Here is a 24018-nt window from a genome sequence, read left to right on the forward strand (position 1 = left end):
AACTGGCACACCGTCATCGCGAGCAAGCTCGCCCCCACAGGTGGCTTTTGCTTGCCTGCTGGTTATTCGCTGTCCAGGTCTTTACGCCGATACGGGAACACATCGATCACCTTTCCCGCCCGGATCGCGTCCTGCAGGCCTTTCCAGTAGTCAGCGTTGTACAACTCGCCGTGCAACTGGTCGAACAGCTTGCGCTGCCCGGCGTCGGCGAACAGGAACGGCGGGAACTCTTCAGGGAAAACGTCCAGCGGGCCGATGGAATACCAGGGCTCGGACGCCATCTCATCTTCCGGCGTGCGCGGCTGGGGGATATGGCGGAAGTTGGCCTCGGTGAGAAAGCAGATCTCATCGTAATCGTAGAACACCACGCGGCCATGGCGGGTTACGCCGAAGTTCTTGAGCAGCATGTCGCCGGGGAAGATATTGGCGGCCGCCAGTTGCTTGATCGCCAGGCCATAATCTTCCAGCGCCTCGCGCACCTGAGCTTCGTTGGCGTTTTCCAGGTAGAGGTTCAGAGGCGTCATCCGGCGTTCGGTCCAGCAGTGGCGGATCAACACCGTGTCGCCCTCCACCGACACCGTGGACGGCGCCACATCCAGCAGTTCTTCCAGGCAGGCCGGCTCGAATTTGCTCAGGGGGAAGCGGAAGTCGGCGAACTCCTGGGTGTCGGCCATGCGCCCGACCCGGTCAACGCTTTTCACCAATCGGTATTTCTCGATGACCGTGGCCCGGTCGACGTTCTTCGACGGCGAGAAACGGTCCTTGATGATCTTGAACACGGTGTTGAAGCCCGGCAGGGTGAACACGCTCATGACCATGCCGCGCACGCCCGGCGCCATGATGAACTGGTCATCGGTGTTCGCCAGGTGGTTGATCAGCGCCCGGTAGAACTCCGACTTGCCGTGCTTGTAGAAACCAATCGAAGTGTACAGCTCGGCAATGTGCTTGCCCGGCAGGATGCGCTTGAGAAAGCCAATGAATTCCGCCGGCACCGGCACGTCCACCATGAAGTACGAACGGGTGAACGAGAAGATGATCGACACCTGCGCCTCGTCGGTGATCAGCGCGTCGATCTGGATACCCCGGCCTTCGCGGTGCAGCAACGGGATCACCAGGGGCCACTGATCGTCATGGGTGTAGATGCGGCCCACCAGGTAGGCGCCCTTGTTGCGATAGAGCACCGAGGAAAACAGTTCGACCGTCAGTTCCGGGTCCTTGCAGACCCAATCCGGCAGGTTTTCGCGTAGCTGGCTTTCGAGACGTCGCAGGTCGCCGGGCAGGTCGGCGTACTCTTCACTGAAGCGATAATCGGCAAAGATCGCCGCGAGCATTTTGTCCAGTTGCCCTTCGGGTTTATAGGTGCGGGTCTGTGCCGCGCGAGCACGACGCAGGCTCGGCCGGGTCGTGTGGATGAACATGGTGCCGTCACTGATCAGATCATGGCTGAACAGGCCGCAGAAGATCGAGTTGTACCAGGTCTCCGACAATTCATCGTCGAAGCGCAGGTCGATCAGGCTGATATAGGCGCTCTTCACCAATGGCCAGCAACCGACGTCCATCAATGCCTCGGCGCTAAAGGCCTGGCGCAACCGGGCGACGGTTTCGAAGACTTTTTCTTCATATAGATTGATGCGCGCCGCCGAGGCCGCCTGCGCCTCCAACCATTGCGCCTGCTCGAACCGGGCGCGGGCGCCGTCGGTGATCTGCCGGAAATGCTCACGATAATCGTCGAAACCGTCGAGGATCGAACGGGCGATATCGGTCGCGGGCCATGGCTGCGGCATAGGGTAAACCTCGGCGGGTCATGCTTGTTATTGGCGACTGAGCTTAGAGGCCAATCCCTGGGCAACGCAACCATTGCCATCGGTGTTTAGCGGGGTGACACTTGCGACCCGATCAAGGAAGGATGCACCCGTGAACCTCGTCGATATCCTGCGCTTGCTGTCACTGGCCGCCATCTGGGGCGCGAGCTTCTTGTTCATGCGCATTATCGCTCCGGTCATCGGCACGATTCCCACGGCTTTCTTTCGCGTCTCCATTGCCTTCGTCGGCCTGCTGGTCATTCTTGCGCTGATGCGTGTCGACTGGAATTTTCGCGGCAAGCTAAAAGCCGTGATGGTTTTGGGCTTGATCAATTCCGGCATTCCCGCAACGTTCTACTCCCTGGCGGCCCAAGTGTTGCCGGCGGGCTACTCGGCGATCTTCAACGCGACGACGCCGCTGATGGGCGTGCTGATCGGTGGATTGTTTTTCCGTGAGCCACTCACGGCGGCCAAGGTCAGCGGGGTTTTTCTCGGCCTGATGGGCGTCGCGATCCTCACCCGCGCAGGTCCGGTGGCGTTCGACCAGCAACTGTTGATGGGCGCCCTCGCCTGCCTGCTCGCCACGACCTGCTATGGCTTTGCCGGTTTTCTGACCCGGCGCTGGCTCGATCATCAAGGCGGGCTGGACAGCCGCTTGTCCGCCCTTGGCAGCATGTTCGGCGCCACGATCTTCCTGTTGCCGCTGTTTGGCTACAGCGTGATCACCCAACCACCGGCCAGCTGGGGCGGCTGGAGCGTATGGCTGTCGCTGCTGGGCCTGGGCCTGGTGTGTACGGCGCTGGCGTACATTCTTTATTTCCGCTTGCTCAGCTCCATTGGCCCAGTCAAATCCATGACAACGACCTTTCTGATCCCGCCGTTCGGCGTGCTGTGGGGCGCATTGCTGCTGGATGAGCCACTGGGCATGGCCCATGTGTATGGCGGGGTGTTGATTGCGGCGGCGTTGTGGTTGGTGTTGAAGCCTGGGGTGGTCAAGCCGGTTGGAGCGTCTGCCCGGTAATTCATCGGTGTAGCGGAGTAGGCCATCGCGAGCAAGCTCGCTCCCACAGGGTTATGCGCAGCCTTTTGTGGGAGCGAGCTTGCTCGCGATAGCGGTGGAACTGCCAGCGATCAGCTAGCGACTTTTACGAAACACAAACACCAAACCCACGATGATCAACCCCATCCCCAGCAAGCTCAACAACGCCAACCGGTTGCCGAACACCAGGTAGTCCATGATCGCCGTCACCGCCGGCACCAGGTAGAACAGGCTGGTGACGTTGACCAGATTGCCCCGGGCAATCAGCCGGTACAGCAGCAACGTCGCCAACACCGACACCACCAGCCCCATCCACAACACCGGCACGATGAAACCCGCGCTGCGCTCGAAGTGGAAGGGTTGGAACGGCACGAACACCGAGCACAACACCAGCCCGGCCAGGTACTGCACCGGCAGCGTGCCCAGTGGGTTGTCGGTGATGCGCTTCTGCATGATGGAGCCCGCCGTCATGCTCACCAGCGCCAGCAACCCGCACAGCATGCCCGCCAGGGACATGCCGGCCAGGCCAATGCCTTGGTAAACCACCATCACCAACCCCACCAGCCCCAGCGCCAGGCCGAACATGCGCTGCCAGCAACGCTGACGCTCCATGAGCACCACGGTAAGGATCGGCTGCACGCCCATGAGCGTCGCCATTACTCCAGGGGTGACGTTCAGTTGCAGCGCCAGCAGATAGAAAATCTGATAGGCGCCCAACAGCACCAGTCCCGTCGCCGCCGCGTACAGCATCGGCTTGCCGGTGCCGGGCAGCTTGAACTTCAACATGGGGATCAACAGCACCAATGCGCACAACGCGATGGCGAAGCGGATCAGCAGGAAGGCGAAAGGTGACGCGTGGGCCAGGCCCAATTTGGAGAAGATCGCCCCGCTGCTCCACAACAGAACGAACAGGCTCGTCGAAGCCGTCGCCAATAAGGCGTTTTTGGAAAAGGAAAACATGAAAACCACCTGTAGTCAGGCAAAAAGCCAACTCAGCCGAAGCTGAAATCCAGTCGTTTTTTCAGGCGGGCGCAGGGAACGGCAACCGTTGCCGATCAGCCCTGAACGCCAACACCCGGCGGTGATACGCAGGCGTATACCGGTGAGCGACTGACAGGTGGAGGGTATTGACCGATCTGCTCAGGCGACCTTTTCCCGCACGGCACGACGCCAGCGTTGAACGCTGGGACCACGACCGCGGTGACTGGGAATGAAGGCATGAGCCGATCTCTTGGAGGGTGGGTTCGAAAACCGAGCGCTGACTATAACCAGCGCTCGACATGTAACGCAATGTTTAAACAAACAACCAGTAGCCGAGCGCCGTCAGCACAGCCACGGCCAGCACCGGCCGCATCACCCGATACGCCTTGGGGTGCTTGCGCTTGAATTGCTTGACCCTACCGCTGATGCCGTCACTGAACGACTTGCTCCAGGCGTAGGCCCGGTTGATACCGCCGACGCGTTCGTCGTCGAGGTTCTGCGGCGCGGTAGCGCGGCCAAGGAATGCACTGATAGCGCGATTGAGACGAGTCATCAGCGGGTTTTTAAGTGGACGCTCGACATCGCAGAACAGGATAACGCGGGTCTGCGGCGTTTCGTTCTTGACCCAGTGCACGTAGGTTTCGTCGAACATGACGTCTTCACCGTCGCGCCAGGCGTAGATTTGTCCGTCTACGAAGATCCGGCAATCATCGGAGTTGGGCGTGGACAACCCGAGGTGATAGCGCAGGGACCCAGCGAACGGATCGCGATGGGGGTTCAGGTGACTGTCGCCCGGCAGCAGGGCAAACATCGCGCCCCGAACGTTGGGAATTCGATTGACCAGCTCAACGGTCCTTGGGCAGAGCTGCTTCGCCGAGGGCAGCGGCTTGTCATACCACTTGAGATAGAAGCGCTTCCAGCCCTTCTTGAAGAAAGAGCCGAAGCCGGCATCGTTGTTCTTCTCGGCGGCGCGAATATAACCCTCGTCGAACAGGCGCATGGCTTCGTCGCGGATCACCTGCCAGTTTTCCTTGAGCACGTCCAGCTCTGGGAACTTGCTGCGATCCAGATAAGGTTTGGACGGCACGCTGGAGAACAAGTACATCAGGGCGTTATAGGGCGCGAAGAATGCCGAGTGGTTGACGAACTGGCGCAGGACAGGCAAACGCGCCTTGCCACGTAAATGCACGTAAAGCGTGCTGCCCAAAAACAGCAGCAATACCGAAGCCTTCGCGACAAACGAAACGGTCATTTCTTTTTCAACTCCTTGTTTAAATGCAACTTGCGCTACGCCATCTGCCCGACGCGGCGGCCGGCCATGTTAAATATCCCTGTCCAGGTTAAACATCGCCGGAGGCGACATTCACTGTTGAGAAAAATGCAACAAAGCCCTTGTTACCATGCGTCGCCTGAACCTTGGCTGACGCACTCTCAAACGTGACTCCTTTTCGTGGCGAGGGAGCTTGCTCCCGCTCGACTGCGCAGCAGTCGCCTCCAACCGCAAGGATCGCCGGGGCGCGCTTCGCACGCCAGCGGGAACAAGCTCCCTCGCCACATGGATCAAGCTTCCCCTCCACAGAAAGCTATTTCGCCATTGCACAGAGGTTTACTGCTGGGTCTCCTGCTCGGTAAACAAGTCACTGAACAACATGCTCGACAGGTATCGTTCGCCCGAATCCGGCAGGATTACCACGATGGTCTTGCCCTGCATTTCCGGCTTTTCCGCCAGGCGTGCCGCCACGGCCATCGCCGCGCCGCAAGAGATGCCGCAGAGAATTCCCTCTTCCTGCATCAAGCGCAGGGCCATGGCCTTGGACTCGTCATCGGTCACCCGCTCCACCTGATCGACGATCGACAGATCGAGGTTCTTCGGCACGAAGCCCGCGCCGATACCCTGGATCTTGTGGGGGCTGGGCTTGATTTCCTGCCCCGCCATCACCTGGGTGATCACCGGGGAAGCCTCGGGCTCTACCGCCACCGACAGGATCGGTTTGCCGCACGTATTCTTGATATACCGCGAGACACCGGTAATGGTTCCGCCCGTCCCGACGCCCGCGACCAGAACGTCCACCGCGCCATCGGTGTCGTTCCAGATTTCCGGGCCGGTGGTTTTCTCGTGGATCGCCGGGTTGGCCGGATTTTCGAACTGCTGCGGCATGAAGTATTTCGAGGGGTCGCTGGCCATGATCTCGGCGGCTTTCTCGATGGCACCTTTCATGCCCTTGGCCGGCTCGGTGAGCACCAGTTCCGCCCCCAGGGCCTTGAGCACCTTGCGCCGCTCGATGCTCATGGACGCCGGCATGGTCAGCATCAATTTATAGCCACGGGCGGCGGCCACGAATGCCAGGCCGATGCCGGTGTTGCCCGAAGTCGGTTCGACGATGGTCATGCCAGGCTTGAGTTTGCCGCAGCTTTCGGCGTCCCAGATCATGTTCGCGCCTATCCGGCACTTGACCGAATACCCCGGGTTGCGCCCTTCGATCTTGGCCAGGATGGTCACGCCGCGCGGGGCGATGCGATTGATCTGCACCAGTGGCGTATTGCCAATGGAATGGGCGTTGTCAGCGTATATACGACTCATGACCGGGTCCTTAATGCAGAGGGAATTTAGCGCTTAAAGGTAAGCCTGTTGCCCAAAGGCGTCCAGTTGCACCGAACGTTCCCGTTGTTACAAGAGTCAATGGCTTTAACAACGGAGACTACTGTCATGAAGCGTCGATACAGCTGGCCACTGTGGGCCTTCGTCGCCATCGTTGCGCTGTTGGTGGCCCTGCATTTCGCATTGCCTTACCTGGTGCGCAACTACCTCAACGACAAACTGGCGGACATGGGTGATTACCGCGGCCAGGTCGTCGATGTCGACCTGGCCCTCTGGCGTGGAGCCTACCGGATCAATGGCTTGAAGATCGTCAAGGTCGACGGCAAGGTGCCGGTGCCATTCGTCGATGCTCCGGTGGTCGACCTGTCCGTGAGCTGGCACTCGCTGTGGTATGACCATGCGGTGGTGGCCGAAGTGGAATTTGCCCGTCCCGAAGTCAACTTCGTCGACGGCGGGGCCGACCGGCAGAACTCACAGACCGGTCAGGGCACCAACTGGCGCGAGCAGTTGAGCAAACTGCTGCCTATCACCTTCAACGAAGTGCGCCTGCGGGATGGCAAGGTCACATTTCGCAATTTCAACTCCAAGCCACCGGTCAACCTGCGGGCCACAGAGGTCAACGCCAGCTTCTATAACCTGACCAACGTGGTCGACACCGAAGGCAAGCGCGACGCCCGGTTCGAGGGCAAGGCCCTGGTGGCCGAACACGCGCCCCTGGAGGTGCAAGCGACCTTCGATCCCTTGAGCAATTTCGAGGACTTCGACTTCCGTCTGCGGGCCAGAAACATCGAGTTGAAACGCCTGAACGACTTTGCCGCGGCCTATGGGAAATTCGACTTCAATGCCGGTCACGGCGATCTGGTGGTCGAAGCCGAAGCTGACAATGCTCGGCTCAGCGGCTACATCAAGCCGCTGCTTCGCGACGTCGACGTGTTCGATTGGCAGCAGGACGTGGAGAACGAGAAAAAGAACATCTTCCGCTCGGTCTGGGAAGCCTTGGTCGGCACGGGCGAAACGGCCCTGAAAAATCAGAGCAAGAACCAGTTCGCCACGCGGGTGGAGCTGAGTGGCAACGTGCATCAGCAGAACATCAGTGCCTTCGAAGCCTTCCTGCAAATCCTGCGCAACGGTTTCGTACAGGCCTTCAATGCCCGTTATGAACAGCCACCGCCTTCGCCCGACTAAGGCTTGCGCGTGACGGTGTATCGACCGGTCGACTCCGCCACGCTGGCCTCGCCCCGTTGCAACGAGTCCCAGCCAAGACACGCCAGGGCCAGCGAACGCGGCACAGCCTCACGACCACTGCTGTAGCGGCTGATGCTGCGAGTACTGACCCCCAATGCTTGAGCCGCCTGGTACAGCGGCAGGCCGGTGCGGGCACGCCAACCGATGAAGATGCGGGTATTTTCGTCCACGGCGTTCTGCGCCAGTGCGTCCAGGTACAAGGTATCGGCACCGATCTGGATATCCAGCGCCGGCCATTCCACGCTCCAGCCGTCGTCGCCCAGGGTTGCGTCCGCAAACGCTCCGTCCTCAAGCAAAGGCTGCAAGCCGGGATAACGTCGTACATCGGCGCTCAAGTCCAGCCTCAGTTGCTGGCCGTCGATGAACGTAAGGTCCAGGCTGAGCGGCAATACAGGCTGCACGGCCAATAGCCGCGGCCGTTTCATGGGTAGCATCGTTGCCAATCCTCCAGCAGTTGCGCCTGATGAGCCCTGACCCAGTCCAGCGCTTCCTTGATGATCAATGGCGGCGCCCGGCCCATCATGACTTGGACGGTGTCCAGGCTCAGGACCACATCCACCCCGCCACCCGTGAGGTGGACATGGGGCGGAGGATGATCTCTTTCCCGCAACTGAATGCGATAGGTATCTCTGAATCGATATTTAGTAGACATGCCATCCAATGTATCGCCAAATTGGCGATACGCAATGCTGGCAAGACGCCGAGACTGAGTCAACATGTGACGCTCCATTCAGAGACTGAATACAGCGTCTGCGTTCACAGTCGGCGGGGCCTCGCGGTATAGTCGGGCACGACATTTATTTCGCGCGCCCCGCCTCGCCGGGCCGGCGACACGTTCGAGGAATTGCAGATGAAGTTCGAAGGCACCAGCGCCTACGTGGCCACCGATGACCTGAAACTGGCCGTCAACGCCGCCATCACCCTGGAGCGGCCGCTGTTGGTCAAGGGCGAACCGGGCACTGGCAAGACCATGCTCGCCGAACAACTGGCGGAGTCCTTCGGCGCGCGCCTGATCACCTGGCACATCAAGTCCACCACCAAGGCCCACCAGGGCCTGTACGAGTACGATGCGGTCAGCCGCCTGCGGGACTCGCAGTTGGGCGTGGACAAGGTCCACGACGTGCGCAATTACTTGAAGAAGGGCAAGCTCTGGGAAGCCTTCGAGTCCGAAGAACGGGTGATCCTGCTGATCGACGAGATCGACAAGGCCGACATCGAGTTCCCCAACGACCTGCTGCAAGAGCTCGACAAGATGGAGTTCTACGTCTACGAGACCGACGAAACCATCAAGGCCAAGCAGCGCCCGATCATCATCATTACCTCCAACAACGAAAAGGAACTGCCGGACGCCTTCCTGCGTCGCTGCTTCTTCCACTACATCGCATTTCCCGACCGCGCCACCCTGCAGAAAATCGTCGACGTGCATTACCCGGATATCAAGAAGGACCTGGTCAGCGAAGCGCTGGACGTGTTTTTCGATGTGCGCAAAGTCCCGGGCCTGAAGAAAAAGCCTTCCACCTCCGAGTTGGTGGATTGGCTCAAGCTGCTGATGGCCGACAACATCGGCGAAGCGGTGCTGCGCGAGCGTGATCCGACCAAGGCCATTCCGCCGCTGGCCGGCGCCTTGGTCAAGAACGAACAGGACGTGCAATTGCTTGAGCGCCTGGCGTTCATGAGCCGTCGCGGCACTCGCTGATCCTCTTCGTCCAACAAGAGCGAGGGCGATTGCCATGCTGCTTAACCTGTTCAATGAGATGCGCGCCGCCAAGGTGCCCGTGTCGGTGCGAGAACTGCTGGACCTGATCAACGCGCTGAAACAGCGGGTGATCTTTGCGGACATGGATGAGTTCTATTACCTGTCCCGGGCCATCCTGGTGAAGGACGAGCGGCATTTCGACAAGTTCGACCGGGCGTTCGCCGCGTATTTCAATGGCCTGGAGAAACTCGACGATCACCTCCAGGCGCTGATTCCCGAAGACTGGCTGCGCAAGGAATTCGAACGCTCGTTGACCGACGAGGAACGGGCGCAGATCCAATCCCTGGGCGGCCTGGACAAGCTGATTGAAGAATTCAAGAAGCGCCTGGAAGAACAAAAGGAACGCCATGCCGGCGGCAACAAGTGGATCGGCACTGGCGGCACCAGCCCGTTCGGTTCCGGCGGCTTCAACCCCGAAGGCATTCGCGTCGGCGATGCCGGCAAGCGCCAGGGCAAGGCCGTCAAGGTCTGGGACCAGCGCGAATACAAGAACCTCGACGACCAGGTCGAACTGGGCACCCGCAACATCAAGATCGCCCTGCGCCGCCTGCGCAAGTTTGCCCGTCAGGGCGCGGCGGAAGAGCTGGACATCGACGGCACCATCGACCACACCGCCCGGGATGCCGGCCTGCTGAATATCCAGATGCGCCCGGAGCGACGCAATACCGTCAAGCTCCTGTTGCTGTTCGATATCGGCGGTTCGATGGACGCCCACGTGAAGATCTGCGAAGAGTTGTTCTCGGCCTGCAAGACCGAGTTCAAGCACCTGGAATACTTCTACTTCCATAACTTTGTGTATGAATCGGTATGGAAGAACAACCTGCGCCGTACCTCGGAGCGCACGTCGACTCAGGATTTGTTGCACAAGTATGGCGCCGACTACAAAGTGATCTTCATCGGCGACGCCGCCATGGCGCCCTATGAAATCACTCAGGCCGGCGGCAGCGTCGAGCACTGGAACGAAGAAGCCGGTTACGTGTGGATGCAGCGCTTCATGGAGAAGTACAAGAAGCTCATCTGGATCAATCCCTACCCCAAAGACACCTGGGGTTATACCGCCTCGACCAACATCGTGCGCGAGCTGGTGGAAGACCGGATGTATCCGCTGACCTTGCGGGGGCTGGAGGAAGGGATGCGGTTTCTTTCCAAGTAAAGTTCTTTGGTGCCTTTCAGGGCCTCTTCGCGAGCAGGCTCGCTCCCACAGGGGTCTTGTATACGACGAAGATCCAGTGTGGGAGCGAGCCTGCTCCGGGCGGCGATCCGACGAAGCTTTTAGCGATTTAATAGCCCCTGCAAACACTCAACCTGCTGCCGATGCGCAACTTCCTGCACCACCGGACGCAACCGCACCTGAGTTCCCGGCAGGCATTGCGCCAACCGCGCCAGGGACAGCGGCGTCAACGCACCCAGGCGTGGGTAACCGCCGATGGTTTGCCGATCATTGAGCAACACGATCGGCTGGCCGTCCGGCGGTACCTGCACGGCACCGAGGGGAATGCCCTCCGAGATCATCGCCGGCCCCTGATACTCCAGCGCAGTCCCCAGCAAACGCATGCCCATGCGGTCGGCGCGGCTGTCCAGCGTCCACGGGCTGTTGAACGCATCGAACAGGCTCCGTCCGCTGAACTCGCCATTCTGCGCACCCAGGATCAGATCCAGCGGCTGCACCTGCTGGAAATCCGGAATCCGCGTGTGCGGCATGGGCCGAGGCGTCGCCGAGCCTGAATAGCTCAAGCGCGCCCCACGATTCAGGGCCCGCCCTCGCCCATCCAGGCCACCGAGTTCTTCACGCACGACGGTCGAACGGCTGCCCAGGACTTGCGGTGCATCGAACCCGCCAGGCGCCGCCAGGTAGGCCCGGGCACCGAGCACGGGCTGGGTCAGCGCCAGCACCTGGCCCTTGCGCAAGCTGAAAAAGCGCCACGACGCCACGCCCTGGCCGTCTATCCGCGCACCCAGGTCCGCTCCGGCCAGGGCCAGCACACAATCCTCTTCAGCCACCACGGTGAAGCCGCCGAGGGCAATCTCCACCACCGCCGCGTCGAGATCATTGCCGAGCATCCAGTTGGCCCACGCCATCGACAACCAATCCGCCGCGCCGCCCTGGGTCACGCCCAAGTGCCTCACGCCGAAGCGGCCGGTGTCCTGCAACAGGCACAGCGGCGTGCTGGCTTCGATCAACAACCGACTCATGCCTGGGCCTCCAACGGTGTGTCGTCGCCACCCAGGGCGATGAATTCGGCGTGGTCCACGGCGGCGAAACGCACCGTGTCCCCCGGCTGCATCAGGCTGTAGCCGTCGCGCTCACGATCAAACAGCTTGGCCGGGGTGCGCCCGATCAGGTTCCAGCCGCCGGGCGACACCGCCGGATACGCTGCGGTCTGCCGTTCGGCAATGCCGACACTGCCCGCCGCGACCCGTTTGCGCGGGGTGTCGAGGCGCGGGGCGGCCAGTGCTTCGTCCACCAGCCCCATGAAGGCGAACCCCGGTGCGAAGCCCAGGGCGAATACCTGGTATTCGCGCTCGCTGTGGCGCCGGATCACCTGCTCCACCGTCAGCCCACTGCGACTCGCCAGCAGGCCCAACTCCGGCCCGACGGTAGCGTCGTACCACACCGGCAGCACGTGGCATTGACCGGCGGATCGGGCGTCCGGTGAAAGGTTATGCAATGCCTCGTCGATCAATTCGCGGGCCTGGACCGGGTTCAGGACGAGCAAATCGTAATGGACCATCAACGTGGTATAGGACGGCACCAGGTCGATCAAACGCTCGGCAAACACCGCTCGCAGGCGCTCGCTGGCGGCCAGCATCCAAGGCATGTTGGCCTCTGCGATTTCGTCGAACAGGCGCACCATCAGGCAGTCCACCGCCACCACTTCCAAGCGTGGTTTCATGGCGCGCTCTGCCGGTCCAGGGCTTCACGGATGCGTTGCACAGCGGCAACCGAACTGGCGTTGTCGCCATGCACGCACAACGTAGTGGCGTGCAGGTTCAGGGCGCTGCCATCGCTGGCCGTCAACGGATCGCCACGAGCAATTGTCAGGGCCTGCGCGATGATGACCTCGGGGTCGTGATGCACCGCGCCCGGCGTTTGCCGCGAAACCAGGCGGCCGGCACTGTCATAAGCACGATCGGCGAAGGCTTCGAACCACAGCGTCAGGCCATACTCATCGCCCAGGGCCTGGGCGGCGCTGTTGTCCCGGGTCGCCATGAGCATCAACGGCAACCCGCGATCATAAGCGGCAACGGTCTGGATGACGGCGCGCAGTTGCGCCGGGTTGGCCATCATGTCGTTGTACATCGCGCCGTGGGGCTTGACGTAGCTGACCTGCCCGCCCTGGGCCCGGCAAATGCCGTCCAGCGCGCCGATCTGATAATGCAGCAAGTCCTGCAGTTCCTGGGCGCCATAAGCCATGGAACGCCGGCCGAAGCCCGCCAGGTCCTGATAGGCCGGGTGGGCGCCTATGCGCACGCCGTGGCTCAGGGCGAGACCGACGGTCTTGCGCATGATGCTCGGGTCGCCGGCATGGAAACCGCAGGCGATGTTGGCGCAATCGATGAAGGGCATCACCTCGGCATCCAGACCCATGGTCCAACTGCCGAAACTTTCGCCTATGTCGCAATTCAATAGCAGGCGGTTCACAGTGAACGCTCCTGTAAGTTCTTTCTTTTAAGCCCGTGGGACCTCGTCCCTCAGGGTATCAGTTACTCGGCTTCCAGCTGCTTGCCTTGGGTTTCCGGCAGGCTCAGGGCCGCCAGGATCACCACGCCGTAGGACACTGCCGCGAACGCACCGATGCCAACACTCAACGGCACCTTCTGGCTCAAGATACCGATCAGCAGCGGAAACAGTGCCGCCACCGCCCTGCCAATGTTGTAGCAGAAACCCTGGCCAGAACCCCGGATGCGCGTGGGAAACAGCTCGGTGAGGAACGAGCCCATGCCACTGAACATACCCGATGCGAAAAAGCCCAGGGGAAAGCCCAGCCAGAGCATCACGTTATTGCTCACCGGCACCTGGGTGTACAGCAAGACGATGGTGAACGAGCCTACGGCATACAGGACGAAATTCTTCTTTCGTCCCAGGATGTCCGACAGGTACGCACTGATGACGTAACCCACGTAGGAGCCGACGATCACCATGGCCAAGTAGCCACCGGTGCCCAGGACGCTCAGGCCACGTTCGTTCTTGAGAAAAGTCGGCAGCCAGGACGTGATCGCGTAGTAACCACCCAGCGCGCCGGTGGTCAGCAACGAGGCTCGTATCGTGGTGAAGAGAATGCCGGGGGCGAAAATCTCGTAGAACTTCGCTGGGTTTTCCGGCGTCAGGCGGGCCTTGGTCTGGTTGTAGACTTCCGGATCCTTGACCAACCGGCGGACGAAAATCACGAACACGGCGGGCACGATGCCGAGAATGAACAGTGCGCGCCAGGCGTCTTCCGGCGGCAGCACCGAAAACAGCAGCGCATACAGGATCGCCGTCATGCCCCAACCCAGCGCCCAGCCCGATTGCACCATGCCCACCGCTTTACCGCGGTCCTTGGCGCGAATGACTTCGCCCATCAACACCGCGCCGGCGGTCCACTCGCCGCCGAAACCGAAGCCCATCAGCGTGCGGGCGATCAACAGTTGTTCGTAGTTCTGGGCAAAGCCGCACAGAAAAGTGAAGAATGCGAACCACAGCACCGTCAGTTGCAGGGTACGGACCCGGCCGATGCGGTCAGAGAGAATGCCCGCCACCCAGCCGCCAATGGCGGAGGCGATCAAGGTGCTGGTGTGGATCAGGCCTGCCTGCCCGGTGGTGATGCCCCACATCGCGATCAGGGTCGGCACCACGAAACTGAGCATTTGCGTGTCCATGCCGTCCAGGGCGTAACCGATCTTGCAGCTCCAGAAGGTGCGCCGCTCCTGCTGGTTGATGTTGCGATACCAATCGAACGGGCCGGACCGGGCCTGGGGTTGGGGGACGCCGAGCGTGTCGGGTGCACTCATGGTGGTTCTCCACGGTTTTATTGTTGTGAGTCTCGACGATGCTGGCGCGAAGACCCTTGCCCCGATTCTTGAGCGCGCAGCCGATCCCGTCCAACGAATAAAACCTTGGCCGGGTCATAAGAAAAATTTGATTGGGTGGGCAAGATTGCCGGAAAACTTGGAGGACACCGTTGTGGCGAGGGGATTTATCCCCGCTGGGTCGCGAAGCGGCCCCCAACAAGGCCAAACAGGATTATCTAATTGACTGCAATGAGGGCTGCTTTGCAGCCCAGCGGGGATAAATCCCCTCGCCACTAGAGCCCGCGCAGGTCACGCTCTTCGATCGGCCGGCTCTGGCGCAGGCGCTTGCCGCCCAGCACCACCCAGTCGATCAGGCGGAACAGGCATTCCAGGCCGAACGACAGCAACATCGCGCCGCTGATGCCCCAGATCATCGCCTCGGGGGTCAGCAGGATCTGGTAGCTGTAGCCGTTCCAGGTTTCCTTGCGGATGTCCGGATCGGCGGCCAGCGCCACTTGCAGCAGGCGGATGTACCACGGGCCTTGCATCGCCTGGAATTGCTTGTCCAGGGCCTGCTGGCGCATGAGCAAGGTGTTCAGGCTGTCGGCATCGCTGCGAAAGATCGGGTCTTCGCTGGCGCGGTAATGGGCCACGAGGGCCTGCATGTCGCCTTTGAAGAATTGATTGGCGGTGCCCTGGAAACCTTGCAGGCCAGTCTGCGCCTCGATCAGGTGAGCCTCGACCCGCTTGGCGTAATCATTGATGAACCCCGGAACCTGGACCCCCACCAACAGGCCCACCGCGAACAACACCAGCCGTAGATAACTGAGCAACATAACGTGACGTCCTTATTCGGTCCGGCCGTGGCTGACGCATTCGCCGCGCCGCCACAGGCTCCATTGGCCCGGCTCGTAGCGGGTCCAGGTTTCGTTTTCGGTCAAGGGTTCGGTAGCGATCACCGTGACCACGTCGTTGGGGGTGGTTTCCGCTTGGAAATCGACAATCACGTCCACGTCCTTGAGCCGCGCCGGGCCGAACGGCGCGCGACGGGTTATCTGCGCCAGTTTGGTCGAGCAATAGCAGAACAGCCAGTCGCCATCGCTGAGCAAGCAGTTGAACACGCCTTTGCTGCGGTATTCGGTGCAGGCCTCGATCAACGACGGCAGCAACTGTTCCACGTCCACTGGCTCGGGAAATGCCTGGCGCACGCGGTTAAGCAGGTCGCAGAACGCCGCTTCGCTGTCGGTATCACCCACCGGACGGTAGAAGCTTGCGCCCGGCTGGAAATCAGCGAGCTGGCCGTTGTGGGCGAAACACCAGTTGCGTCCCCATAACTCCCGCACGAACGGGTGCGTGTTGGACAGGCAGACCTTGCCGACGTTGGCCTGGCGGATATGCCCGATCACCACTTCGCTCTTGATCGGATAACGCTGCACCAGGTTCGCCACTTCAGACTCGCTACTCGCGGCCGGGTCCTGGAACAGGCGCAGGCCACGGCCCTCGTAAAAGGCGATGCCCCAGCCGTCGCGGTGCGGCCCGGTCTTGCCGCCGCGCTGCATCAGCCCAGTGAAGCTGAACACGATGTCGGTCGGCACATTCGCGCTCATGCCCAATAACTCACACATGCTCGAACCCTCGTTTGATTGGGCGGCCCGATTACAAGCGCGGTTCGATACGCGAACGCTGGGGGTTGCTCGGCACGGGTGGGCGACCGTAACGGTCGTCACCGGCCACGCCGAACGGCGGCTCGTCGTCAGGCTCGGCAGCGGCGGCGGCTTTAGCGGCGGCGGCCCGTTCCCTGCGAGCGTGGGCAGCGCGTTCGATGGGGAAGCGGATCAGCACGAAAATCAGATAAAGGCCGAACGCGATCATGCCGTACATAAGCAGGTCGGACGCTGCGCGCCATACGTTGTTGCCGACCTTGAACAACACGTCCAGGGCGACGATGGCCAAGGCCGGCGCGACCTTTTCCTTCACCGGGTCGACGATGGTGGGGCTGAACAGCAACACCGCCATCAGCAGCCGCAGCGGCTCGCGCAACCAGCGCCACATGAAGCGGGTCATGCGCATCCAAACCAGGAGGCAGCCCACGGCGGCAAAGGCGTACAGGCCCCAGGCAATCAGATAGTCGTTCTCGGTCATGGTGTCCATGGCAAGGCAGGCAAAGAGGCGCTTATAGTAACGGCTTTTCGCTCGTCAGGCTGCCCCGGCATCCAGCGGATGCCCGGCATGGAGAGTTTTTCGGTCCGGCGGCAGAACTGACCCCGCCAGGCACTTGTCCCTTTTCGTATCACGCTCGAGAGTTTTTCCATGCCCCGATCTGCCCACGTTACCGATGCCCCGATTGCCCGCAAGGCCCCTGGTATCGACCCGTATGCCTGGCTGCAAGACCGCGACACCGACGCCGTGCTCGATTACCTAAAGGCTGAAAACAGCTACCAGGAGGCCCTGCTTGCCGACCAGGCCGAACTGCGCGAAACGCTGTTCCAGGAAATCAAGGGACGAATCCTCGAAACCGACCTGTCCCTGCCCTCGCCCTGGGGTCCCTACCTGTATTACACCCGAACCACGGCGGGCGACGAATACCCGCGCCACTACCGCTGCCCGCGTCCGGCCGACGACAGCCTGACCGTGGATGAAAGCCATGAACAGCTGTTGCTGGACCCGAACGCCCTGGCCGGGGGCGGATTCTTTGCCCTGGGTGCGTTCAGCATCAGCCCCGATCACCAACGCTTGGCCTACAGCCTGGATACCACGGGTGATGAGATCTACACGCTGTTCGTGAAGGAATTGTCCAACGACAGGGTCAGCGAACTGTCCTTCGAAAACTGTGATGGCAGCATGACCTGGGCCAACGACAGCCTGACGCTGTTCTTTGGCGAACTGGACGACACCCATCGCCCGCATAAGCTGTTTCGTTATCGTTTGGACGGTACCGCCGCCGAAGAGGTCTTCCATGAGCCGGACGGGCGGTTTTTCCTGCATTGCTACCGCTCCAGCTCGGAAAAACAGTTAATCCTGTCCCTGAGCAGCAAGACCACGAGTGAAGTCTGGGTGCTCGACGCGGCGCAGCCGCAACAGCCGTTTACCTGCGTGGCGCCACGGGTGGAAAACCATGAGTACGACGTCGACCACGGCTTGCTCGATGATCGTTGGACCTGGTTTATCCGCAGCAACCGTGACGGCATCAACTTCGCGCTGTACGAGGCCGTCGACACGGGCGAGGCGCCGACCGAGGCCGACTGGCAGAACCTGATCCCCCACAGCGACACGGTGATGATCGACGGCCTGAGCCTGAACGCCATGGCCATGACCTTGAGCTTGCGCGAAGGCGGCCTGCCGATCATCGAAGTTCACCCACAGGGATCGCCGACATATCGGGTGCAACTTCCAGACGCGGCCTACAGCCTGCACGTACAGAACAGTCTGGAATTCGTCAGTGAGCGCATCCGCCTGCGCTACGAGGCACTGAATCGCCCGGCCCAGATCCGCCAGTTGGACCTGGCCAGCGGCAACCAGGTCGTGCTCAAGCAAACCCCGGTACTGGGTCCGTTCGATGCCGACGCCTATATCAGCCAACGGCTTTGGGCCACGGCACCGAACGGCACGCAAGTGCCCATCAGCCTGGTGGTCAAGCGCGAGGCCCTGGGTCGGCCAGTGCCGCTGTATCTGTATGGCTACGGCGCCTATGGCGAAAGCCTCGACCCGTGGTTTTCCCATTCACGGTTGAGCCTGCTGGACCGCGGCGTGGCGTTTGCCATCGCCCATGTGCGCGGTGGCGGTGAACTGGGCGAAGCCTGGTATCGCGCCGGCAAGCAAGAGCACAAGCACAACACCTTCAGCGACTTCATCGCCTGCGCCGAACACCTGATCGCCAATGGCTTCACCACCGCCGGCCAGTTGGCGATCAGCGGCGGCAGCGCCGGTGGGCTATTGATCGGCGCGGTGCTCAACCAGCGCCCGGAGCTGTTCAAGGTCGCGATCGCCGAAGTGCCGTTTGTCGATGTTCTAAACACGATGCTCGATCCCGAGTTGCCATTGACGGTGACCGAATACGACGAATGGGGTAATCCCGAGGAGCCGCAGGTCTATGATCGGATCAGGGCCTACGCCCCGTACGAAAACGTCCGCGCCCAGGAATATCCGGCGATGCTGGTGATCGCTGGCTACAACGACAGCCGCGTGCAGTACTGGGAAGCGGCTAAGTGGGTCGCGAAGCTGCGGGCCACCAAGACCGACGACAACCTGCTGCTGCTCAAGACCGAACTGGGCGCCGGCCATGGCGGCATGAGCGGTCGCTACCAGGGATTGCGTGACGTAGCGCTCGAATATGCGTTTGTGTTGAAGGTTTTGGGAGTGGCCTGAGGAACTCTGTGTGAAGGCCGGGTCTTAGCTCCATGCGCTGGGCCCGGATTTGACACAATCCTCTGTGGGAATTGGCTGATATCCAAGCACTCCAAAACCGCAACGAGCACAAGAAAAAGACCGTGACGACATGTCAGAACCGACCTTACTGAACAACCAAATCCGCGATTGGCTGATGGACTGCGGTCTGTTCGACCAACTGCTGCCCGTCGACTTCGCCGCCGCATCGGGTTACTTCAGCATCAGCACCGTCGCCGAGGGCGAGGCGATTTTTCGCGAGGGCGATGCCGGCAGTTTCATGTGCATCCTTCATACAGGACAGGTGGCCGTGCAGAAAACCGGCCCCGACGGCCAACCCGTGACCATTGCCACACTGCGCAGCGGCAGGGCGTTCGGCGAAATGGCCGTGCTCGACGGCGAACGGCGCTCGGCCAGCTGCATCGCGGCCACTCACTGCCAATTGCTGAACCTGGGCAAGGACTCATTGGAAAAAATGCTCAACGACGCACCGAAGGTCGCCGCCAAGATCATCCGCGCCCTCGCCGTCTCCCTCTCCAAGCGTCTGCGCATGGCGGATGGACAGCTGCTGTCGCAGCAGGTCTAGCTCCTAGCTGAAACACAGACCTATGGGATGGCGTCGTATGCGCAATCTACCCCCCCGGCGACTTGGCCTTCTCCGGCTTCGGCTCCATACCCGGTAGCGGCTGGTCCTTGGGCGGCCTGGGCATTTCGATGGGCGGCAACAGGGGCGGGCCGTTTCCTGGCGCCACCTTTGGGACGCCGCTGGGCGTAACCGGCGGATACGGCATGGGCGTGGCGGTGCCGGGAGAGCCGGGAATGCTCGGCGGCGCGACCGGAATCGTCGGTTGCTGGGCCTGGGCGCAACTTATCGAGAGCGCCACCAGCGCAATGGCCGTTAGAATGATGCACTTCATCAATGGCTCCATGGCTATTGTCTGCTTTCAGGCTAGCCCCTGCCGGGCCGGTCTGCTTCTTCTCCATGAGATTTCCATGAAACGTTTTGTTCTGCTCGACACCACGCCTATCCCCGACAACGGCGGCGCCTTGTGCCTGTTCGAGTATGGCGAGGACTTCGTCATCAAGATCCAGGGCGGCGACGGCGGGCAACTGATGAACACCCGCATGCACGGTTCCGAAGACGCCTTGGCCGAGATCCCCTGTCGCAAGGTCGCCGGTCGCCCCGGCTCGCGCGTGCTGATCGGCGGGCTTGGCATGGGCTTTACCCTCGCCTCGGCCCTCAAGCATTTGGGCAAGAGCGCTGAAGTGGTGGTGGCTGAACTGGTGCCAGGCGTGGTGGAGTGGAATCGTGGCCCCTTGGGCGAAAAAGCCGGGCGACCGCTGTCGGACCCACGCACGGTGATCCGCCTGGAGGACGTTGCCAAGGTATTGCAAGCCGAACCCCAGGGGTTCGACGCGATCATGCTGGATGTCGACAACGGTCCCGAAGGCCTGACCCAGAAAGCCAACAGCTGGCTGTATTCGGCCGGGGGCCTGGCCGCCTGCGCCAAGGCCCTGCGGCCCAAGGGCGTACTGGCCGTATGGTCGGCCAGCGCCGACCGGCAGTTTTCCGACAAGCTGAAGAAGGCCGGTTTCAAGGCTGAAGAGGTGCAGGTGTTCGCCCATGGCAACAAAGGCACCCGCCACACCATCTGGATTGCCGAGAAGCTCAAGGGCTGAGCTAAACTCTATCCAACCGTCATCAGTCTTTTCTACAAAGGTGAACCCATGAGTTCGTCCACCCCGCCGTCCAACACTGCCAAGCTGGACCGTATCCTCGCCGACGCCCAGCGCGACCGGGAGATGGGCTACCGCGACAAAGCCCTGAAAATGTACCCCCACGTCTGCGGCCGCTGCGCCCGTGAATTTTCCGGCAAGCGCCTGAGCGAACTGACCGTTCACCACCGCGACCACAACCACGACAACAACCCGCAGGACGGTTCCAACTGGGAACTGCTGTGCTTGTATTGCCACGACAACGAGCACTCACGCTACACCGACCAGCAGTATTTCGGCGACGGCTCCCTGAGCACGCCGAAGATCGCCAAGGCGACCCACAACCCCTTCGCCGCGTTGGCGGGGTTGATGAAAAAAGACGAGTAATCGTCATCACCCAAGAATTTTTACAGGCTGCAAGGCCGTCATCGCGAGCAAGCTCGCTCCCACAATTTTTTGAACGCCAAAAAATCCACTGTGGGAGCGAGCCTGCTCGCGATGACGATCGAACGAACACCACACATCTCGAACCTGACCACCCTCCCCCATTCCCCGTATAATCGCGCCTTTTCCCAAAGGCACTCCCGTCCGTGGCCAACAAACGCTACAGCTGCATCGGTCTGTTCAACCCCAAGTCACCGGAAAACGTCGGTTCGGTCATGCGCGCCGCCGGCTGCTACGGCGTGGCGTCGGTGTTCTACACCGGCAAACGCTATGAACGCGCGGCCGACTTTGTCACCGACACCAAGAAAGTCCACTACGACATCCCGCTGATCGGCATCGACGACTTGAAAAAGATCCTGCCCCTGGGCTGCGTGCCGGTGGCCGTCGAACTGGTGGAAGGCGCCCGTCCGTTGCCCGAATACACCCATCCGGACCGCGCCTTGTATATCTTCGGCCCGGAAGACGGCTCGCTGGACAAAGACATCCGCGACTGGTGCGAAGACGTGATCTACATCCCCACTCATGGCTGCATGAACCTGGCGGCAACGGTCAACGTCGTGCTGTACGACCGGATGGCCAAAGGCAACAACACGCGCTCGGGACCGCAATTCCGCTGACCGGCCGGAAATTCCATGGAACGACGGATTCGCTCTGGCAGTCAGCTTTATACAAATTCCCACACTGGAGACAGATCATGAGCGATAACAATCCGTTCGGGCCGGTTGAAACCACCCCCTTCCAATCCCACAGCCCACAGAACGTTCACGGCTGGGAGCGCATTGGTTCATTAGCCGGCGGGGTGCTGATGATGGGCAAGGGTCTGCGTCGCGGCGGGGTGATCGGCCTGGCGCAACTGGCAATCGGTGGCATGGCCTTGGCGCGCGGCATCACCGGGCATTGTTCGGCCAAGAGCATGCTGGAAAGAAATCGTCAGCATCTGCATGACGCCCGCGCCCGCATCGAACAGGCCGGCGACGAACTTAGCCGCATGAAGGCCAATGCCGAGGCGGCGACAGGTACGGCCACGGTGACGGGGAATGATTCGTTGAGTTCGCCTAAGGCTGGGCTCTGATTTTTTCAGTGCCGCTGATGGCCGCATCGCGAGCAGGCTCGCTCCCACATTGGATTTGTGGTGTTCACAAGAACCCTGTGGAGCGGGCCTGCTCCGGGCGGCGTTCCGACGATAGCGGTATTACTGAAGTAACCGGGTATCCAGAACAGTTGAACCACCACCCAGAATGCTCTCGCTGAGCTGCACAAATTCCTCGGTGTCGACCGTTTCCAGGCGCATCGCCGCCTGCAGCACATCATCGAGCGAGCGCTTGTTGCGAGTCTTCAGGCGAATCTCCCGGTCCAGCTCCTGTAACAACAGCACCGCCCTGGACACCATCGCGGGGCTCATCTGCTCGCCGCGCAGCGTGGTGACGCCCTTGCTGTCCCGGGCGAGCCGATCGTTCAGGGCCTGATAACGCTCATCGCTCATGCCTCCGGCTCGGCGCAGCAATTCGATGGCGTAGTATTCATTGAACCCTTCGCTGATCCAGTCGCTGCGATCATGATCGTTGATACGCGCCAGCACCTGCATCAACTCGCGCAGCAAAGGGCTGCTGCCTCGCTCGCTGACCAACGGTGGGCGGCTATGCAGATAAATCGATTCGCGGCCGGCCTGGGCGCCACGCCACAACGGATCGCCAGCGCCGACAATCAGCAACTTGCCGGGATGACGCGGCACCACCGCCTGAACCTGCGGCCAGACAAACGTCAGCAGTGTCAGTACGTCCATCCTGCGCATGCCCTGGCCCTTGGGCGAAGTCACCGTCACGTCGGTCTCGCCCAGGCGCGTGCGGCGACTGCCGAGCTTGCCGGCAAGCATCCAACCGGTGGGGCGATCGAAGAGGCGAGATGGATTATCGATACGAAAGCGTTGCTTGCCGATACGCGGCCAGGCCGTCTCGATGCTTTGCCAGCCGCCCGGCAACTCGAACGCCAGGCGCGACACCAGCTCAACGCCGTCCTGCTGGTCCAGCTTCGCCGGCGGCACCAGGGCATCGCCGCGCAGCAGCGCCCAGCCAGGGGTCATGCGGGTTTCGAAAGAGCCGTTCTTGCGCGACTCGCTGATGCGTACGCGGTAAGTCAGGCTCGCCTTGTCAGCAGCGGGACGCCAGACGCCTCGCGACGCCTTGCCGGATGTGAGCTGCCATTGGCCGTCCGCCTTGAAATCGCTGTAGCGGCCATCATCGCCGAGGTCAAAATCCAGGCTGCGCACCGCCGAGCCCCGCGCGAGGGTCAGGCGCACTTCAGCCTGGTCGCTCTGCGGCAACAAATGCACGTGATAATCCAGATCGACTTTCTGCGCCGCCCACAGCGGCCCGCACACCGCCAGCAGCCCCGCCGCCAGTGTCTGTCTCAATCCTGAAGCCATGGGCGCTCCCGTGATGCGATGCGATGTCTTTTGATTCAACCAGCGCGGAAAATCAGATGATCTTCCCAATCTTCTTCAGCCACGCTGCCTTCGGCCAGCATGCGCCCCGACTGGGAAATGCGCTCGTGATGCACGGCATCCCGGTCGCCACAGACCAAGTGGTGCCACAGCGGCAAATCCTTGCCCTCGCTGACCAGGCGATAACCGCAGGTCGGCGGCAGCCATTTGAACTCGTCGGCCTTGCCCGGCGTAAGCTGGATGCAATCGGGAACGAAGTCGCGGCGGTTGGGGTAGTCGGTGCACTGGCAGGTCTTCAGGTCCAGCAGTTTGCAGGCAATGCGCGTGTAATAGACGGCGTTGTCGTCTTCGTCCTCGAGCTTTTGCAGGCAGCACAGGCCACAGCCGTCGCACAACGATTCCCACTCCTGCGGATCGAGCTGATCGAGGGTTTTGCGTATCCAGAACGGTTCGACTTTGGCGGCCATGGCTCGAGCATCAACATCACGTGGTGAAAAGGCCGACAGTCTAGTGCCGAGGCTTCGTGAGGCCAAGCATTGGCGACTGTCGGTAGAAGGGACTTGTCAGGCCACACACCGGGACGTAGGTTGCGTCATCAGATTCCCTAACCTAGCCAAGGTG

Annotated in this window: 26 protein-coding genes; 10 read left to right on the plus strand and 16 right to left on the minus strand. The window is 61.3% G+C overall.

The genetic code is table 11. The annotated features are described in order from the left end of the window. Nucleotides 1-62: 62 nt before the first annotated feature. Nucleotides 63-1784 carry a bifunctional isocitrate dehydrogenase kinase/phosphatase gene (gene aceK, locus ACLK1G_RS18065; protein ID WP_420766668.1) on the minus strand — a complete coding sequence of 574 codons (1722 nt, stop codon included), beginning with the start codon at nucleotides 1782-1784 and terminating at the stop codon, nucleotides 63-65. A gap of 130 nt (nucleotides 1785-1914) precedes the next feature. Here aceK and ACLK1G_RS18070 point away from each other — a divergent pair, with 130 nt between their 5' ends. After that, nucleotides 1915-2823, plus strand: a complete 909-nt coding sequence (locus ACLK1G_RS18070) for a DMT family transporter (RefSeq protein ID WP_420766669.1) — start codon at nucleotides 1915-1917, stop codon at nucleotides 2821-2823. Between the two features lie 114 nt (nucleotides 2824-2937). On the opposite strand, the gene ACLK1G_RS18075 is transcribed toward ACLK1G_RS18070, so the two are convergent. From ACLK1G_RS18075 to cysK, 3 genes are all read right to left on the minus strand, one after another. Continuing rightward, nucleotides 2938-3801 carry a DMT family transporter gene (locus tag ACLK1G_RS18075; protein ID WP_420766670.1) on the minus strand — a complete coding sequence of 288 codons (864 nt, stop codon included), beginning with the start codon at nucleotides 3799-3801 and terminating at the stop codon, nucleotides 2938-2940. Between the two features lie 334 nt (nucleotides 3802-4135). Further along, nucleotides 4136-5074, minus strand: coding sequence for an aspartyl/asparaginyl beta-hydroxylase domain-containing protein (locus tag ACLK1G_RS18080; protein WP_420766671.1), 939 nt, complete (start codon nucleotides 5072-5074; stop codon nucleotides 4136-4138). A gap of 354 nt (nucleotides 5075-5428) precedes the next feature. Then, nucleotides 5429-6403 carry a cysteine synthase A gene (cysK, locus tag ACLK1G_RS18085; protein WP_420766672.1) on the minus strand — a complete coding sequence of 325 codons (975 nt, stop codon included), beginning with the start codon at nucleotides 6401-6403 and terminating at the stop codon, nucleotides 5429-5431. Between the two features lie 126 nt (nucleotides 6404-6529). On the opposite strand from cysK, the gene ACLK1G_RS18090 reads away from it, so the two are divergent. Further along, a complete protein-coding gene (locus ACLK1G_RS18090) occupies nucleotides 6530-7606 on the plus strand; it encodes a DUF748 domain-containing protein (RefSeq protein WP_420766673.1) in 1077 nt (358 codons plus the stop codon). Here the strand turns inward: ACLK1G_RS18090 and ACLK1G_RS18095 are convergent. Together ACLK1G_RS18095 and ACLK1G_RS18100 are read right to left on the minus strand one after the other, a co-directional pair. Next, complete coding sequence (locus tag ACLK1G_RS18095; protein ID WP_420766674.1) at nucleotides 7603-8100, minus strand: DUF2442 domain-containing protein; 498 nt, start codon at nucleotides 8098-8100, stop codon at nucleotides 7603-7605. The two genes, ACLK1G_RS18090 and ACLK1G_RS18095, sit on opposite strands and share 4 nt — an antisense overlap. Continuing rightward, nucleotides 8088-8318: a DUF4160 domain-containing protein gene (locus ACLK1G_RS18100; RefSeq protein ID WP_420766767.1), complete on the minus strand. Its 231-nt coding sequence runs from the start codon at nucleotides 8316-8318 to the stop codon at nucleotides 8088-8090. Before ACLK1G_RS18100 ends, ACLK1G_RS18095 begins: the two co-directional genes overlap by 13 nt. A gap of 198 nt (nucleotides 8319-8516) precedes the next feature. Here ACLK1G_RS18100 and ACLK1G_RS18105 point away from each other — a divergent pair, with 198 nt between their 5' ends. Beyond that, on the plus strand, nucleotides 8517-9362 hold the full coding sequence (locus tag ACLK1G_RS18105) for an AAA family ATPase (protein WP_053143593.1): 846 nt from the start codon (nucleotides 8517-8519) through the stop codon (nucleotides 9360-9362). A 34-nt stretch (nucleotides 9363-9396) separates the two neighbouring features. Beyond that, complete coding sequence (locus ACLK1G_RS18110) at nucleotides 9397-10575, plus strand: vWA domain-containing protein (RefSeq protein WP_003198888.1); 1179 nt, start codon at nucleotides 9397-9399, stop codon at nucleotides 10573-10575. A 119-nt stretch (nucleotides 10576-10694) separates the two neighbouring features. Here ACLK1G_RS18110 and ACLK1G_RS18115 read toward each other — a convergent pair whose 3' ends face one another. The 7 genes from ACLK1G_RS18115 to ACLK1G_RS18145 all read right to left on the minus strand — a co-directional run bounded on the left by ACLK1G_RS18115 (nucleotide 10695) and on the right by ACLK1G_RS18145 (nucleotide 16565). Then, entirely contained in the window at nucleotides 10695-11615 is a 921-nt protein-coding gene (locus tag ACLK1G_RS18115) for a 5-oxoprolinase subunit C family protein (RefSeq protein WP_420766675.1), read from the minus strand. After that, complete coding sequence (gene pxpB / locus ACLK1G_RS18120) at nucleotides 11612-12316, minus strand: 5-oxoprolinase subunit PxpB (RefSeq protein ID WP_420766676.1); 705 nt, start codon at nucleotides 12314-12316, stop codon at nucleotides 11612-11614. The genes ACLK1G_RS18115 and pxpB overlap by 4 nt, the downstream gene beginning before the upstream one ends. Continuing rightward, complete coding sequence (locus ACLK1G_RS18125; RefSeq protein WP_420766677.1) at nucleotides 12313-13065, minus strand: 5-oxoprolinase subunit PxpA; 753 nt, start codon at nucleotides 13063-13065, stop codon at nucleotides 12313-12315. Before ACLK1G_RS18125 ends, pxpB begins: the two co-directional genes overlap by 4 nt. A 62-nt stretch (nucleotides 13066-13127) precedes the next feature. Continuing rightward, nucleotides 13128-14414: an MFS transporter gene (locus ACLK1G_RS18130; RefSeq protein WP_420766678.1), complete on the minus strand. Its 1287-nt coding sequence runs from the start codon at nucleotides 14412-14414 to the stop codon at nucleotides 13128-13130. 293 nt (nucleotides 14415-14707) lie between these two features. Beyond that, nucleotides 14708-15250, minus strand: a complete 543-nt coding sequence (locus ACLK1G_RS18135; protein ID WP_420766679.1) for a DUF2937 family protein — start codon at nucleotides 15248-15250, stop codon at nucleotides 14708-14710. Between the two features lie 12 nt (nucleotides 15251-15262). Further along, nucleotides 15263-16039, minus strand: a complete 777-nt coding sequence (locus ACLK1G_RS18140; protein WP_420766680.1) for a class II glutamine amidotransferase — start codon at nucleotides 16037-16039, stop codon at nucleotides 15263-15265. A gap of 31 nt (nucleotides 16040-16070) precedes the next feature. After that, nucleotides 16071-16565: an MFS transporter gene (locus ACLK1G_RS18145; RefSeq protein WP_420766681.1), complete on the minus strand. Its 495-nt coding sequence runs from the start codon at nucleotides 16563-16565 to the stop codon at nucleotides 16071-16073. A 159-nt stretch (nucleotides 16566-16724) separates the two neighbouring features. Here ACLK1G_RS18145 and ACLK1G_RS18150 point away from each other — a divergent pair, with 159 nt between their 5' ends. Both ACLK1G_RS18150 and ACLK1G_RS18155 read left to right on the plus strand, forming a co-directional pair. Continuing rightward, entirely contained in the window at nucleotides 16725-18779 is a 2055-nt protein-coding gene (locus ACLK1G_RS18150; protein WP_420766682.1) for a S9 family peptidase, read from the plus strand. 130 nt (nucleotides 18780-18909) lie between these two features. Further along, on the plus strand, nucleotides 18910-19383 hold the full coding sequence (locus ACLK1G_RS18155; protein WP_420766683.1) for a cyclic nucleotide-binding domain-containing protein: 474 nt from the start codon (nucleotides 18910-18912) through the stop codon (nucleotides 19381-19383). A gap of 46 nt (nucleotides 19384-19429) precedes the next feature. On the opposite strand, the gene ACLK1G_RS18160 is transcribed toward ACLK1G_RS18155, so the two are convergent. Continuing rightward, nucleotides 19430-19714, minus strand: coding sequence for a hypothetical protein (locus ACLK1G_RS18160; RefSeq protein ID WP_420766684.1), 285 nt, complete (start codon nucleotides 19712-19714; stop codon nucleotides 19430-19432). Nucleotides 19715-19790: 76 nt separating this feature from the next. Between ACLK1G_RS18160 and ACLK1G_RS18165 the strand changes: the two genes are divergently transcribed. The 4 genes from ACLK1G_RS18165 (at nucleotide 19791) to ACLK1G_RS18180 (ending at nucleotide 22029) form a co-directional block, all read left to right on the plus strand. Further along, nucleotides 19791-20477, plus strand: a complete 687-nt coding sequence (locus ACLK1G_RS18165; protein WP_039593339.1) for a spermidine synthase — start codon at nucleotides 19791-19793, stop codon at nucleotides 20475-20477. 48 nt (nucleotides 20478-20525) lie between these two features. Continuing rightward, nucleotides 20526-20900 (plus strand): YajD family HNH nuclease, encoded by a 375-nt coding sequence (locus ACLK1G_RS18170; protein WP_003184246.1) that lies wholly within the window; start codon nucleotides 20526-20528, stop codon nucleotides 20898-20900. A 203-nt stretch (nucleotides 20901-21103) separates the two neighbouring features. Further along, a complete protein-coding gene (locus ACLK1G_RS18175; protein ID WP_420766685.1) occupies nucleotides 21104-21574 on the plus strand; it encodes an RNA methyltransferase in 471 nt (156 codons plus the stop codon). A gap of 77 nt (nucleotides 21575-21651) precedes the next feature. Further along, nucleotides 21652-22029, plus strand: coding sequence for a YgaP family membrane protein (locus tag ACLK1G_RS18180; protein ID WP_420766686.1), 378 nt, complete (start codon nucleotides 21652-21654; stop codon nucleotides 22027-22029). Nucleotides 22030-22149: 120 nt separating this feature from the next. Here ACLK1G_RS18180 and ACLK1G_RS18185 read toward each other — a convergent pair whose 3' ends face one another. Both ACLK1G_RS18185 and ACLK1G_RS18190 read right to left on the minus strand, forming a co-directional pair. Continuing rightward, nucleotides 22150-23379, minus strand: a complete 1230-nt coding sequence (locus tag ACLK1G_RS18185) for a hypothetical protein (protein WP_420766687.1) — start codon at nucleotides 23377-23379, stop codon at nucleotides 22150-22152. 35 nt (nucleotides 23380-23414) lie between these two features. Beyond that, the gene (locus tag ACLK1G_RS18190; RefSeq protein WP_420766688.1) at nucleotides 23415-23864 is read right to left on the minus strand and encodes a YcgN family cysteine cluster protein; all 450 of its coding nucleotides are present in this window, start codon (nucleotides 23862-23864) and stop codon (nucleotides 23415-23417) included. Nucleotides 23865-24018 lie beyond the last annotated feature (154 nt).

This window comes from Pseudomonas algeriensis (genome assembly GCF_048847255.1).
In the GTDB taxonomy this organism is placed as follows: Bacteria; Pseudomonadota; Gammaproteobacteria; order Pseudomonadales; family Pseudomonadaceae; genus Aquipseudomonas.

Bases quoted from the DNA above. Each gene is read 5' to 3' on its own strand.
- ACLK1G_RS18150 (WP_420766682.1), top strand. From the start codon at position 16,725: ATGCCCCGATCTGCCCACGTTACCGATGCCCCGATTGCCCGCAAGGCC.
- ACLK1G_RS18130 (WP_420766678.1), bottom strand. From the start codon at position 14,414: ATGAGTGCACCCGACACGCTCGGCGTCCCCCAACCCCAGGCCCGGTCC.
- ACLK1G_RS18115 (WP_420766675.1), bottom strand. From the start codon at position 11,615: ATGAGTCGGTTGTTGATCGAAGCCAGCACGCCGCTGTGCCTGTTGCAG.
- ACLK1G_RS18170 (WP_003184246.1), top strand. From the start codon at position 20,526: ATGAGTTCGTCCACCCCGCCGTCCAACACTGCCAAGCTGGACCGTATC.
- ACLK1G_RS18080 (WP_420766671.1), bottom strand. From the start codon at position 5,074: ATGACCGTTTCGTTTGTCGCGAAGGCTTCGGTATTGCTGCTGTTTTTG.
- ACLK1G_RS18160 (WP_420766684.1), bottom strand. From the start codon at position 19,714: ATGAAGTGCATCATTCTAACGGCCATTGCGCTGGTGGCGCTCTCGATA.
- ACLK1G_RS18185 (WP_420766687.1), bottom strand. From the start codon at position 23,379: ATGGCTTCAGGATTGAGACAGACACTGGCGGCGGGGCTGCTGGCGGTG.
- ACLK1G_RS18075 (WP_420766670.1), bottom strand. From the start codon at position 3,801: ATGTTTTCCTTTTCCAAAAACGCCTTATTGGCGACGGCTTCGACGAGC.
- ACLK1G_RS18095 (WP_420766674.1), bottom strand. From the start codon at position 8,100: ATGCTACCCATGAAACGGCCGCGGCTATTGGCCGTGCAGCCTGTATTG.
- ACLK1G_RS18110 (WP_003198888.1), top strand. From the start codon at position 9,397: ATGCTGCTTAACCTGTTCAATGAGATGCGCGCCGCCAAGGTGCCCGTG.
- ACLK1G_RS18105 (WP_053143593.1), top strand. From the start codon at position 8,517: ATGAAGTTCGAAGGCACCAGCGCCTACGTGGCCACCGATGACCTGAAA.
- ACLK1G_RS18180 (WP_420766686.1), top strand. From the start codon at position 21,652: ATGAGCGATAACAATCCGTTCGGGCCGGTTGAAACCACCCCCTTCCAA.
- aceK (WP_420766668.1), bottom strand. From the start codon at position 1,784: ATGCCGCAGCCATGGCCCGCGACCGATATCGCCCGTTCGATCCTCGAC.
- pxpB (WP_420766676.1), bottom strand. From the start codon at position 12,316: ATGAAACCACGCTTGGAAGTGGTGGCGGTGGACTGCCTGATGGTGCGC.
- ACLK1G_RS18165 (WP_039593339.1), top strand. From the start codon at position 19,791: ATGAAACGTTTTGTTCTGCTCGACACCACGCCTATCCCCGACAACGGC.
- ACLK1G_RS18145 (WP_420766681.1), bottom strand. From the start codon at position 16,565: ATGGACACCATGACCGAGAACGACTATCTGATTGCCTGGGGCCTGTAC.
- ACLK1G_RS18140 (WP_420766680.1), bottom strand. From the start codon at position 16,039: ATGTGTGAGTTATTGGGCATGAGCGCGAATGTGCCGACCGACATCGTG.
- ACLK1G_RS18135 (WP_420766679.1), bottom strand. From the start codon at position 15,250: ATGTTGCTCAGTTATCTACGGCTGGTGTTGTTCGCGGTGGGCCTGTTG.
- ACLK1G_RS18155 (WP_420766683.1), top strand. From the start codon at position 18,910: ATGTCAGAACCGACCTTACTGAACAACCAAATCCGCGATTGGCTGATG.
- ACLK1G_RS18090 (WP_420766673.1), top strand. From the start codon at position 6,530: ATGAAGCGTCGATACAGCTGGCCACTGTGGGCCTTCGTCGCCATCGTT.
- cysK (WP_420766672.1), bottom strand. From the start codon at position 6,403: ATGAGTCGTATATACGCTGACAACGCCCATTCCATTGGCAATACGCCA.
- ACLK1G_RS18100 (WP_420766767.1), bottom strand. From the start codon at position 8,318: ATGTCTACTAAATATCGATTCAGAGATACCTATCGCATTCAGTTGCGG.
- ACLK1G_RS18190 (WP_420766688.1), bottom strand. From the start codon at position 23,864: ATGGCCGCCAAAGTCGAACCGTTCTGGATACGCAAAACCCTCGATCAG.